This window comes from Vibrio sp. 1CM7H (genome assembly GCF_023161645.1).
Lineage (GTDB): Bacteria > Pseudomonadota > Gammaproteobacteria > Enterobacterales > Vibrionaceae > Vibrio > Vibrio diabolicus.
The window spans coordinates 193,511-206,466 of record NZ_JALNTV010000005.1 but is presented as its reverse complement, the minus strand read 5'-3'; the positions used below and the strand labels follow the sequence as shown (position 1 = coordinate 206,466).

11 protein-coding genes are annotated in these 12,956 nt (G+C 45.3%); 3 read left to right on the top strand and 8 right to left on the bottom strand.

The features are described from left to right. Positions 1 to 504: 504 nt before the first annotated feature. Positions 505 to 1,377: a Tim44 domain-containing protein gene (locus MSG33_RS18390; RefSeq protein WP_046874203.1), complete on the bottom strand. Its 873-nt coding sequence runs from the start codon at positions 1,375 to 1,377 to the stop codon at positions 505 to 507. A 378-nt stretch (positions 1,378 to 1,755) separates the two neighbouring features. Here MSG33_RS18390 and MSG33_RS18385 point away from each other — a divergent pair, with 378 nt between their 5' ends. The 3 genes from MSG33_RS18385 (at position 1,756) to MSG33_RS18375 (ending at position 5,286) form a co-directional block, all read left to right on the top strand. Continuing rightward, the gene (locus MSG33_RS18385) at positions 1,756 to 2,346 is read left to right on the top strand and encodes a TetR-like C-terminal domain-containing protein (protein WP_006743255.1); all 591 of its coding nucleotides are present in this window, start codon (positions 1,756 to 1,758) and stop codon (positions 2,344 to 2,346) included. Between the two features lie 13 nt (positions 2,347 to 2,359). Next, positions 2,360 to 4,234: an MFS transporter gene (locus tag MSG33_RS18380; protein WP_248381682.1), complete on the top strand. Its 1,875-nt coding sequence runs from the start codon at positions 2,360 to 2,362 to the stop codon at positions 4,232 to 4,234. Between the two features lie 116 nt (positions 4,235 to 4,350). Continuing rightward, positions 4,351 to 5,286: a putative sulfate exporter family transporter gene (locus tag MSG33_RS18375; RefSeq protein ID WP_006743254.1), complete on the top strand. Its 936-nt coding sequence runs from the start codon at positions 4,351 to 4,353 to the stop codon at positions 5,284 to 5,286. Here MSG33_RS18375 and MSG33_RS18370 read toward each other — a convergent pair. The 7 genes from MSG33_RS18370 to MSG33_RS18340 all read right to left on the bottom strand — a co-directional run bounded on the left by MSG33_RS18370 (position 5,276) and on the right by MSG33_RS18340 (position 12,788). Continuing rightward, positions 5,276 to 5,464 carry a hypothetical protein gene (locus tag MSG33_RS18370; protein WP_012842016.1) on the bottom strand — a complete coding sequence of 63 codons (189 nt, stop codon included), beginning with the start codon at positions 5,462 to 5,464 and terminating at the stop codon, positions 5,276 to 5,278. The genes MSG33_RS18375 and MSG33_RS18370 overlap by 11 nt on opposite strands. 100 nt (positions 5,465 to 5,564) lie before the next feature. Next, positions 5,565 to 6,992, bottom strand: a complete 1,428-nt coding sequence (gene menE / locus MSG33_RS18365) for an o-succinylbenzoate--CoA ligase (protein ID WP_248381680.1) — start codon at positions 6,990 to 6,992, stop codon at positions 5,565 to 5,567. Beyond that, positions 6,977 to 7,966, bottom strand: a complete 990-nt coding sequence (gene menC, locus MSG33_RS18360; protein ID WP_248381678.1) for an o-succinylbenzoate synthase — start codon at positions 7,964 to 7,966, stop codon at positions 6,977 to 6,979. The genes menE and menC overlap by 16 nt, the downstream gene beginning before the upstream one ends. A 126-nt stretch (positions 7,967 to 8,092) precedes the next feature. Then, positions 8,093 to 8,959, bottom strand: a complete 867-nt coding sequence (gene menB, locus MSG33_RS18355) for a 1,4-dihydroxy-2-naphthoyl-CoA synthase (RefSeq protein ID WP_012842018.1) — start codon at positions 8,957 to 8,959, stop codon at positions 8,093 to 8,095. Next, complete coding sequence (gene menH, locus MSG33_RS18350; protein WP_248381677.1) at positions 8,952 to 9,779, bottom strand: 2-succinyl-6-hydroxy-2,4-cyclohexadiene-1-carboxylate synthase; 828 nt, start codon at positions 9,777 to 9,779, stop codon at positions 8,952 to 8,954. Before menH ends, menB begins: the two co-directional genes overlap by 8 nt. Next, complete coding sequence (gene menD / locus MSG33_RS18345; protein WP_248381675.1) at positions 9,766 to 11,484, bottom strand: 2-succinyl-5-enolpyruvyl-6-hydroxy-3-cyclohexene-1-carboxylic-acid synthase; 1,719 nt, start codon at positions 11,482 to 11,484, stop codon at positions 9,766 to 9,768. The genes menH and menD overlap by 14 nt, the downstream gene beginning before the upstream one ends. Further along, entirely contained in the window at positions 11,481 to 12,788 is a 1,308-nt protein-coding gene (locus MSG33_RS18340; RefSeq protein ID WP_047009476.1) for an isochorismate synthase, read from the bottom strand. Before MSG33_RS18340 ends, menD begins: the two co-directional genes overlap by 4 nt. Between the last annotated feature and the right edge of the window lie 168 nt (positions 12,789 to 12,956).

Sequence of the window (12,956 nt, the reverse complement as noted above, 5' to 3'; positions counted from 1 at the left end):
GAGTGGCCAAAGGGAGCAGACTGTAAATCTGCCGGCACTGCCTTCGATGGTTCGAATCCGTCCCCCTCCACCATATTGAAAAAGCCAGCTCATTGAGCTGGCTTTTTTCGTTTCGGACTCTTGATAAAGTAAAGTAACAAGCCCTTCCTTATTTAACCCAACTTCTTCGCTATTCTACCTCTGTTTGGATCCTACTTTAACAACTGGGCCGAAGCGAATCTCCGATGGACAAAGTTCGGATCTGGTAGTTGTAATACAAACAATGAACTAGCACTTTGTCCTTGTTTTATCGCAATGACCATAATGTGAATGCTAAAAACATTCAGTAAAACACTTGAGGACTGACTAGCAAAAAGATATTCGGCAGAGTTAAGCGCGAGCCATGATGAAGTCTCCATCTGGCAGGTTTTATAAAAACACCTTTCGTAAATACAAACGACAGATACAAAAAATCCCGCAGGGGGCGCGGGATTTTTATTAGTGACTAAATTGGTTTAAAGGTGACTAGCCTTGAATACCAACGATTAACCATGGTGCATTAGGCACAGTCAGGTCACGCTCTAGGTGCCAGATATCTTCGATTTCTTCTTCAACACCTTCTACTGTGTCACGGTAACGACCGCTAAACTGCAGGCTAAGCTGTGCTTTATTTGCATCGTAATCGGCACGGACGATCTCTGCATCAACGTACATTACATCAGTATGCTGCTCACCGTCGAGCTTCGCGCGCTCTGCTTTCAGATCTTCAAACAAGCTTGGAGAAACATATTCTTCAATGGTTTCCAGTTGATTGTGATTCCACGCACCTTGCAGGATTCGGTAGTGTTCACGAGAGCCGTTAATAAACGCTGCTTGGTCAAAGCCCGGTGGGTAGTTATGTGGTACGTCCGTTTGAGCGCCGAAACCACCAAAGCCACCATTATTTGTGTTTGGCTGTTGCTCAAAGTTTTGCATGTTTGGTTGCTCAAACTTAGATGCGTTACCACCAAATGCAGGTTGCTGACGATGCTGGTTCATACTGCCCTGCTTCGCACCTAGCATACCGCGCATTAATTTAAAGATGACAAAGGCAATCAAACCAATAATTAGGATATCCATAAATTGGATACCTTCAAAAGCACCGCCAAAGAATGCAGCAAGTAGACCACCAGCAAGAAGTCCGCCTAGCAGACCGCCCATTAAGCCTTTTTTACTTGAAGACTTCGCCGTCTGATCTTTGCCTACCGTATTGGTGTTTTGTTGCTGTTGTTTTGGTGCTGGCGCTGTTTTGTAGCTCTTACCGAAAGACTTACTGCCACCAAACTTCTTCGCTTCCGCGATAGGCGTTACAGCAACGGTAAACATCAACAGAGCAACAATAGAAAATAAACGTTTCATCGTTATCCTTAAAGTTAGCTATCTAAGATTGTGCTCTATCAGACGAAACAACGATTGTTTCAAACAGTAGCACGCCAAAGATGATTGTTGCGTCATCATACTCTGTATGCCTGTTGATGAAAACAGCTTACAGAAGCTGACATGTATCAGAATATTGCCAACGATACAGACCGCTCTCGGTTAACTTCGAGATACTTGGTTCGTTTAGAAATGCTGGGAATGAACTCGCTACTACTCGGGGATGTTTTACTTGAATTAGAATCAGTGACACAGCTCAGAATCCTGGACCTTGACGTCACTTGAGTATATTGCCTTGTTGACGGTTAATAGGTAGCTGACTATCATATTGAACGATGTTCAATAAAGCAGTTTGAGAGTATGGCGCGCAGAAACGATCACACCAGAGAAGAGTTAGTGAATTTGACTTTAACAACAGTCAAAAACTTTTTAGATGAGAATTCTTACCACGAACTCAGTCTTCGTAAAATAGCTAACATGATTGGTTACGTGCCAAGCACATTAGTCAACATTTTTGGCAACTATAACCTGTTACTTTTACACGTAGTCGCGCAAACTTTAGACGAACTCTCCCAAGAAGCATTGAAGGCGACCAATAGTAGTAAAGACGCTCATCAAGCTCTATTTGAACTGGCTTATTGCTACCACGATTTCGCTCAAAAGCACCCTTACCGTTGGCAGTTAGTCTTCGAGCACAACATGAATGGTGCAGAGCTTCCAGAATGGCATGCCAAACGTATCGACGGGATGACAGGAATGCTGGAGTCACTATTGGCTCAAATCGCACCACATCGTACCGAGTCCGAAGTGATTCAAGCGAGTCGAGTGCTTTGGTCTGGCGTACACGGCATTACTTTACTCAGTGTTGATGATAAATTTTTCTCTAGTGAACCAATTGATGGTAAAGAATTAATCAGTAACCTGCTTTCTAACTACCTCACAAACTGGTAACAAAGGATTATCCATGTCGTCCGACAGACAGCCGTCCTTACTTACGCAAAGAAAGTTCCTACCCTATTTCATTACTCAGTTTTTTGGCGCTTTCAACGACAATATTTTTAAAAACGTTTTGCTGCTGTTTGTCGCCTTCGCGGGATCCAGCGCACTACCTATTTCGAGCAACTTGTTCATCAATTTAGCGGCTGGCTTGTTCATTCTACCGTTCTTTCTATTCTCCGCTTCAGCTGGCGTATTAGCCGATAAATATGAAAAATCATGGTTTATTCGCAAGGTAAAGCTGTTTGAAATCGCCATCATGCTTTTGGGTGCCATTGGTTTTATAACCGAAAGTTATGGTGTACTTTTGCTGCTACTGTTCTTAATGGGCACACAGTCAGCATTCTTTGGACCGGTTAAATATGCCCTTTTGCCCCAAAAATTAAACGCGAAAGAGTTAGTGCCAGGCAACGCACTTGTTGAAGCTGGTACCTTTATCGCCATCCTTATTGGTACCCTAGGTGCTGGAATTATCGCCTCAGCAGACAACGCAAAATACCTTGCCGCATTTTGTGTCGTACTCTTTGCATTGTTGGGATACTTGTCGAGCCGATCAATACCCTTTGCAGCCGCCAGCGCACCTAATCTTTCTTTTCGTTGGCAACCGTACAAACAAACTAAACACACGCTATCCATCGCAAAATCAGATCGTGTTGTTTTTCAATGTATTATGGCGATAAGCTGGTTTTGGTTTTTAGGCGCCGCCTATCTAACCCAGTTCCCGAATTTCACCAAGATTTACCTAAATGGCACCGAGAGTGCGGTGTCTTTCTTACTTGCTCTGTTTTCTATTGGTATCGCGCTAGGGTCGCTACTTTGCAATTGGATCTCGAATCATCGTATCGAAGTCGGTATTGTGCCTATTGGCGCACTTGGCATTACGGTATTTGGGTACTTGATGGCAACCTCCATTCCAAGTGACCTACCTATCTTCCATGACTTTGTAGACTTCTTTAGATATGAGCCTTTTTGGCCATTATTTTTCTATCTATTGATGATTGGCGCCTCTGGCGGACTGTTTATCGTACCGCTTTACGCATTAATGCAACATAGAGCAAAGGAAACCGAGCGTGCACAAGTCATCGCAGGGCTCAACATCTTTAACTCTCTGTTTATGGTCGGCAGTGCTGTCTTAGGTATTGTGTGCCTGAGTGTAATCAAGATGACAATTCCTCAGTTGTTTGCATTGTTAGCCATTTTGAATTTCTTGGTCGCCGCTTACATTTTTTTGCAAATACCGATATTCGTTGTCCGTTTTGTGGTTTGGATGCTAACTCACACTATTTATCGAGTGAAACATAAAAACCTACATAACTTGCCAGAACAAGGCGGTGCGTTGATCGTATGTAATCACGTGAGCTATATGGACGCCTTGCTACTTAGCGCAGTATGCCCAAGGTTGATTCGTTTTGTGATGGAGGAAGATTACGCCAACCTACCTCCACTAAGACGCTTTTTACGCAGAACTGGGGTAATTCCAATTTCAGCGAGTAACAGAAACTCCATCAGGCGTGCATTTAATGATGTAGAAACTGCATTAAGCGAAGGACATATCGTCTGTATTTTCCCTGAAGGAAAATTAACTTCGGACGGTGAAATGAATGAATTCATGCGTGGCATTGATATTATTCTGCGTCGCAGCCCGGTACCTGTCATACCCGTGGCACTCAAAGGCTTATGGGGAAGCTATTTCAGCCGCGCGAAAGGCCGAGCATGTTGTGGCTTACCAACTCGATTTTGGTCAAAGCTAGAAATTGAAGCCGGACAGCCGGTTCCACCAAATGAAGCAACGGCAAAAACGATGTTCGATAGAGTGCATCAACTCAGAGGCGACTGGCGATAAAAATACATTTGAACACATGTTTAGAATAACTGAACATGTGTTCAAATCATTAAGACAAACTGACCACACTCAGTGCGATATACTCGCGCTTTCATTCATAACAGCGAATAAAAACCTTGAATAGAAACTACCTCTTGTTTGGATTGGCGTTACTCTTTTGCTTAACCCCTTTTGTCTCCTCTCCTATTGCCCTAGTTATTGGTTTTCTACTCGCAAGTTTTGGTTTTGTGCCTTCAGAACTGCCCATTGCTTCTTTTACTAAAAAGCTGTTGTCCTACTCGATTATTGGTTTAGGCTTTGGCATCAACTTTGAGCAAGCACTCTCTGTTACATCGGATGGTATCGGTCTGATTATCGCCACGATTACGGGCACACTGATCATAGGCACTATCATTGCCAGAATAATTAAGTTGGAGCGAGTAACCGCATACTTAATCTCGTCAGGTACAGCAATTTGTGGTGGTAGTGCAATTGCCGCGGTGGCACCAGCGATTAAAGCAAAAGACGAACAGATTGGATTAGCACTGGCAACGGTATTTGTCCTAAACTCCATCGCACTATTCGTGTTTCCTGTGGTTGGGCATGCTTTAGGGCTAGATCAACACACATTTGGTACATGGGCCGCGATTGCTATTCATGACACTTCTTCTGTTGTTGGGGCTGCCTCAGCGTACGGTGAAGAAGCACTAACTACAGCAACAACGTTAAAACTCGCACGAGCTTTGTGGATCATCCCTGTTGCACTGATCAGTGCCGTGATCTTTTCGAGAGACCAGAAAGAGAATGGAACGAAAAAGTTAGTTATTCCTTATTTCATTTTTTGGTACTGTGCAGCCATCGCGTTTAGCGACTTCTTCCCTCAATTTGAAATGGTCTATCACGGTATTTTCGTTGGAGCGAAACAAGCTTTGGTGGTGTGTCTGTTCCTGATTGGTTGCAGCATTTCAATTTCGAAGCTGAGGTCTGCTGGAGCTAAGCCACTGTTGTTTGGTGTAACTCTGTGGGTGTTAATTTCAACCACTTCTCTAAGTTGGTTATTGTTTAGATATTAGTGGTCTTCTCATCGTGTTGAGATGACGACGGCTCAAGTTTGCTGTTTTTGTATGTAACAACCAATGCGATAGCGATCAAAAAGGCCGTCAGCTCTGCAAGAGAGCGGGCGAGCCCTTCACTACTTATTGCAATACCAATTTGTAGTGCTACCGCCGTAATTAATACTAGCTTTACCATCCTGAACCTTATGCCTTTTCTCTCTTCGAAGAAGCATAATTATGATTCAGAGTTATAAGGATACGAAATTCCCTTTCTGACTAATACATAGCAAAATTGACTAATGCTGAATTGATGGCAATAGCCACTCCTTCACTACCTTCCGAGAAACTTTGATCCCACTTTCTAGTAGCACTTGTGGCATTAAATGGTATTCCACTGGCCATTTAAACTTCTCTAATTTGGATTGCAAATGCAGGTCATATTCCGCTTTGCTGCGCAAATCATTGGTCTGAATCACAGCAACAGGGCGATGACCAAATTCCGCATCTTCGACTGGAACCACTATGCTCTGCACCACGCCATCAATTTGGTTCAATGCTGCCTCAATCTCTTCACAATGAATGTTCTCACCACCAGAGATAAATTGATTGTCGGCACGGCCGATGATCTTTAACTCGTCACCTTGCCACTCACCGAGATCCTTGCTATCGAACCAGCCTTTCTCATCCAGAAACGGAGTAACATGACCTTGATGAAAATACCCTGCCGCCAATGTTTTACCACCGACAAAAATGCGTTGGTCAACCAACTTTATCTTACGGTGATTCAATACGTGTCCAGCATTACTGGTACTGTCAATTCTCTTTGCGGTAACGGTAGAGGCTGCTTCCGTCATCCCATAACCTAACCACGCCTCAATCCCTCGTCCTGTTGCTCGCAACGCCAACTCGTGAGCAACGTGGCTGCCGCCCAATAGCACATGCGTCAATGACAAGTGAGCATCATCATCCAATAGCCGTTTGAGTTGCGTTGCAACCAAAGAGGCGTGTGACACGCCCTGAATATCTTCGACAAGTTTTCCTGTACCGATTTTCAATGTCGCTCCGACATATAGCCAACGATATACAATCGCCAATCCAGAGACGTGATAAAGCGGAAGCGACAATAGCCAAGAATCTTGCTGAGTGAAAATGAACTCTTGCAACAAGCCTTCTGCGGATGCAAGGTGTTGTCGATGTGTATGAACCACAGCTTTAGGCTCCCCTGTCGAGCCAGAGGTAAATACCACAGAAGCGAGCCTGTCATGGTGATAGGCATCTTCAATCACCGCATCACGCTCTTGTTGTGAAACTAAGGGCGGTGAAAGCAATGTTGCCTTGAGTTTTTGTATATCATGTTCAGAAAAGGTCGAAGCGCACTCCTGAGCAAACCAGATAAACCGAGTTTGTTCAGGTTTATAAAGGGTCGCAAGTTTACTCTGTAACGTATCGAGTGGTTGTACCATGGTCAGCGCGGCAAGTGCGCCTAACTGCTTGGAAGCAAGATAAAACAGCAGAGTTTCGACTTGGTTTTTACCTACCAAAGTCAGCACATCTCCCCGCGTTACGCCCAAGTCATTCAAATAGTGAGCGTATTGGTCAATACGTACTGAGAGTTGTTGCCAGTTTAATGTTTCTGTTGGTGTCTTGAGCGCAATAGAAAAAGGGCTCGTTTGAGCCCAATATTTCCACGGTGCCTTCGCAACATTGTCTATGCAGAATGCCACACAATCTCCTGATCTTTCAGAGGAAGAACGGGAAGTTCACACTTAGGCCAGCCTTGCTCTAACTGAGCTTTGAATAGGCCAATCGTATCCAAACCTGGAACTTCATCAGGCAGCTGCCATTGGGCAAAGCGCGCTAATTGCGTTAAACCGAGACTGGATTCAATGCTCGAGCTAATAACCGCTTTCATCCCCAGTGACTTCGCCTTCTCTATCAGTGTAATACAAAAATCCACCGAACCAATGAGTGTGGGTTTGATGATGATCGTTTTCACACCAGTTAGATCTTCAAGACGGAAATCCTCTCGACGAACCGCATCTTGCAACGTTTCATCCCAAGCAATCGCAATACCAGTATTGATAGCAAAAGAGAGACTATCGCCAGGAGAGCGGCACGGCTCTTCCAAAAAGGTAATGCGCTGACGCAGAGACGGAGTAATGTATTTAGCAAACTGCTGCGCTTTTTCTGGTGTCCAAGCGCGGTTTGCATCAAGTCGAAGCGTTAATTGAGGGATAGATTCAAGGAAAAGGTTCACAAGCATGCCATCGCGAATTGGCTCATAAAGCCCGACTTTTACTTTCGCGACTTTCTCGCCTTCCATTTCGTTCAGCTTTGGAATGAGCTCGTCTGGGTCACCAGTACACAGCGGCGCTGTTTGATACTTACCTTGTTGGGGTAAGCCACCAGCTAACTCTAACTGTGCCATCGATAAACCAAACGCGACCGATGGATACATGTTGTCGTAATCCACATCCAATCCTGCTACCCAACGCTCCGCTTGTTCTTGTAGCTGAATACCAGCATCTTCGGTGCTCTCTAAACTAAAACCAGGAAGAGGAGCGACTTCTCCAAGCCCTATTTGGTCACCTTCAGAAAGCGCAACAACATAACCAACACGTTCAGTTAGCTTATTGTCTCGCAGGATGACACCACTATCCATGGGCAAGCTATAACGATAAATTTTCGCTTCACGCATAATTCGAGTCCTATGTAATGCCGTATATTTGAGCGTTCTGGCGAGCAATCCCACCAGCCTCCCAGAGGGCGAGGCGCTCAGGAAAAATGGAACAGAGGAGCTAAAACACTCCTCTTTTTATACGGATTATGGGTTACGAGGGAATTTGTCGAAGTCTGGGCGACGTTTCTCATTGAATGCGTTACGACCTTCTTGTCCTTCATCGGTCATGTAGAACATCATCGTTGCGTTACCCGCAAGCTCTTGAAGACCTGCTTGACCATCACAGTCCGCATTCAATGCAGCTTTCAGACAGCGTAGCGCCATTGGACTATGCTGAAGAACTTCACGACACCAACGAACGGTTTCTTTCTCTAGCTCTTCTAGCGGCACAACCGTGTTGACCAAGCCCATGTCTAACGCTTCTTGAGCATTGTAGAAACGACATAGGAACCAGATTTCGCGAGCTTTCTTTTGGCCTACGATACGAGCCATGTAAGATGCGCCCCAACCGCCGTCAAATGAACCCACTTTAGGGCCTGTTTGACCAAATTGAGCGTTGTCAGCCGCAATCGTTAGGTCACACATCATGTGCAGTACGTGACCACCGCCCACAGCCCAACCTGCTACCGATGCGATCACTGGTTTTGGACAAGTACGAATATCACGTTGGAAGTCCAATACGTTTAGGTGGTGTGTACCTTGGTCGTCTTTATAGCCGCCGTAGTCGCCACGGATCTTCTGGTCGCCGCCAGAACAGAATGCGTCTTCACCTAGACCTGTCAGAATGATCACGCCAACACCAGAGTCGTAACGCGCATCTGCCAACGCATCAATCATCTCTTTTACTGTTTGAGGGCGGAATGCATTACGCACTTGTGGGCGTGCAATGGTAATTTTCGCGATACCATCTTCAGATTTATGGTAGTGAATATCCTCGTATTTCTCGCTGCAATCTTTCCATTGAACCGGAGCGTAAAGTTCTTCTTCAGAAATGCCTACTGTTTTAGCCATGGTGATTCCCATTGTTCTCGTTACTCTCACCAAAGTGAGATTGAATTATTTGCTTAATATGCATCGCAAATTGTTGGGGCTGCTCTTGATGAACGTTATGTCCTGCGCCTTCAACTTGTCGATACGCCAACCCGCTACGTTGTGCCAGTTGGCTAAATTTTTGGTCTCTCGCGCCACACAAGTAATACATCGGTATATTCTGCTTTTTCAGTGTGGGCAACAAATACGCCTGCTTGGCTAACGATGTTGTCATCAGCATACTCGCGACCGCCGAGCCAAGATTATCACTTCGCTTCGCAATTAATGTTTGTCTTTGCTCATGGTTTAGTGAAGAAAACACCGCTTGCTGATACCAATCGTTCAAAACACGTTCAAGTGGTTCAATTTTGAAACGCTTTGCCCAGCGAACATCATTCTCCAATCTCACCTGTTTCTCTGACTCAGTTTGAAGCCCGAAGTTTCCCCCTTCCACAATTGCACCCACAATATTGAGATCTGGGAAGCATTGATTGGCAATACCATGCATCGCAATACGACCGCCCATCGAGTAACCAATCAAAATAAGTGGTTGTTGCGGAGGAAATAATAAAGATAGTGTGGAATTAAGAAGTTTGCAGCAATCATCGAGATCGTTGCACTTTGTAAACTGACTGCGACCATGCCCAGGAAGGTCTATAACGACTCGTTCAAACTGAGTCAGCTCATCCAAACAAGCTTGCCAATCAGCACCACTTCCTAAAAAGCCATGCAAAAACACCAGAGTGGGAAGATCACCACTTTGGTGTTTTTCAGTTGAAGAGAGACGCTCAGAGTGAAGCATGCAGGCTCTTATTAAATGCCTTTATCAACTCTGCGGCTTGGCTTGGTGGGGTTTGAACTTCCACCAGCAGTGTGCCTTGACCGCTCGAAAGGTGCTCGGCAACCATTGCTTGATACATTTCTAACGTAGTTGGCTTCTCATACTTTAAACCAAACTGTTTGGCTGCATGTTCAAACTGATAACCGTGGGGCATTTGGTAGTACGCAGTGCGATGCTCCTGAGGCACCGGTAACATATCGAAAATTGCGCCACCATCATTGTTTGTGACCACAAGCACCGTCGGCAGTTTATTGTGAGAAAACAGCGCTAGTGAATTGAGATCATACAGTGCTGATGTGTCACCAATATACATCAGTAACGGATTACCTCTTGCTCGCTGCACACCAGATGCGGTAGCAAACAAACCGTCAATTCCTGACGCGCCTCGGTTAGTGAACACTTCTACATCATCAAGTTTGCCGTACATATCGACAAGTCGAACAAACAAACTGTTACCCAAAAAGACATCAGCGTTTTTATTGCGCTCGTTGATGTCTACTGCCAACGCGATTTCATCAATGGCAGACGCTGAATCAGATAGGAAGGCTTCTTCGATACGTTGATGAACTCGCTTAACTCCATTCGCTAACCTATCAGCCCACCCAGCAAATATTGGCTTCTCAAAGCTAATGCGAGAAACCCAAGTTTGAGGAAGTTCAACCCAGTGCATTTGCGCCAGATGATTTTGGTTATTACGGTCCATACGCGGTGAGATATACCAGTATTGAACGTCTTTACTTTGTTGATTTTGCGAAACTTGTTTATCAATCCACTGGTTCAAACGTTTGGAGATGATTCGGCTACCAAATTGGATAATAAGTTCACAAGATTCAAGCTCGTTTGCGAACTCGGGAAGTTGAAGCCATACATCGTAATGCGCCCAATCCGAATTGAGACCACTTTGCGGGTCTGCAAGTACTGGCCATCCCATCTTTTGTGCAAATGCCTGCGCCGACTTCGCTTGTTCAAGCGGTAAGCTGCCAATCACAACCAAGCCTTTTTTATCCGCACAAGACGTGATGTGCGCCTGTGACAAGTGGCTAAAACGCTGGGTATAACTACCACTTCCTTTTCGCCATCCGGCTACCGAGTCTAAGTAGGTTTGATAATCCGCTTTTGCACCGTTGGAATACAAAGGCTCTGGAAATGCACAGTTAATATGAACAGCACTGCCTTGCAGTTGCTGAGTAAACATCACTTCGTCAACAGAGGTCAGCAACCAATTAAGCGATGTTGTTAAAGTTGGGCTTGGTAAATTCAAGCTGGCCGAGACATGATGTGAAAAAATACCCAACTGGTTAATCGCTTGGTTTGCGCCACAGCCAACGAGCTCCATCGGACGATCCGCAGTGAGCAGCACCAGCTTTTCACCAGTAAGCCTAGCCTCCGCAACGGCTGGTAATAAGTTCGCCACTGCCGTACCAGAGGTAACGATGATTGCCACTGGCTCTTGAGTAGCTTTCGCTAAGCCAAGAGCCATAAAGCCGAGACCACGCTCATCAAAGTGAGTATGAATAGAAAAATTGGACTGTTCTGCCGCCTCTAAAGTTAAAGGAGTAGAACGAGAGCCAGGAGCGATACAAACATGCTTAACGCCAAATCGCTGAAGCTCAATCAATATGGTTTCTGACCAAATTCGATTGAGCACCGCTTGGTCATGGTTCATGATGCAACTCCCAACGGAGGGTGATCAGAAATCAGCGTAAGTAACGTCGACATTTTCTTATCAAGTTCCGCCCACTCATGCTCTGCCACAGAGCCTGGCACAATACCTGCGCCCGCAAACAGTTGTACTTGGTCACCGAGCACAAGCGCGCTTCTGATCGCGACACAAAACTCTGCTCGTTCATGGCTTATGTACCCCATTGACCCCGCGTACCAGCCGCGTGCAAAGGGCTCATTATCAAGAATAAACTGCATGGATTCTTGTCGAGGTAAGCCAGCAACCGCCGCCGTCGGCTGAAGCGCCGATAACAACTGAACACCGTTTATGCCCGTCTTTAAGCTCGCGTGAATATTTCGCTTGAGATGTTGCACTTTTCGTAGCCTAACCAAACTTGCCTCGGCCTCCACTTCAACCGCTTCGGAATGCGGTGATAGGCGATCAATAATGTCATCAACTACGTATTGGTTTTCATTGAGGTTCTTTTCATCTTGGGATAACCAATTCGCCAACTCCATATCGTGAGTGGCATTGTCCCCTCGACCAATCGTGCCTGCTAACGCTTCGGTATGAAGTTCGTGCCCTACGCGAGAATACAAACGTTCTGGCGTAGAACCCATAAAGCTGTGTTTGCTGTCTAAGCTCAGCATGAAATGGAAACTATGATGGTTGTTTAAGTAACTCGCTTTCAGCAATTGTGCAGCGCTTAATGTGTTATCAAGCTGCACGGTAGAGCGACGCGCCAATACCACTTTCTTAAAATCATCATTCTTTATACCAGTCAGAACTTTATGAACTAACTCATTCCATTGAGGCTGACTTGGCGTATGAACAATAGAGCGGATGTGAGAAGAAATCGGAGCTAAGGTCGCGACCTCACAAACCAGTTTATTCAGTCCTGCTAGGGTTCGTGCTTTATCTTCTGAAATATTAACTGCGAGAGACCATTGTTGGTCAAAACGAATTAACTCAATTTGAGGCAAAAAGAAGAAAGAAGGCATACAGCGACGATTCTTCTCATGCTGGCCGTCAAAAGAGCGTCCGCCCCAGACTCGTTGCCCTTCACCTAGAATGGTATAAGCAGGGCCTGGCTCAACAAAAGCGTGTAATTGCCCTAGTGCAACGACCTCTTCACGAGTATCGCGGGACTGCCAGTAGAATTTAGGGAAAAGTGGTTGTGCATCAAGCCAATCAATAAATGAGAAATTAGGTTTCTCGCTCAGGGGCTCGACCAGACGTGTTTGATTGCCTTCCGCTTGCTGAACTCGCTCGATAATTCTCTTTACGGCTTGATGGAACTGTGACAAATCAACCTCGTAGTATGTGAGGATAAATGGTAACTGACGGCTACTCTAAGTTTAGACCCAAAGCAAATCAAGGTCGTATGCGATCTTTTGCAAAATCCTGTGATAGCAAACGAGCAAAACTTAACCAGCAAACAGATAATTTACAGATATATATTCTAATAAAAAACA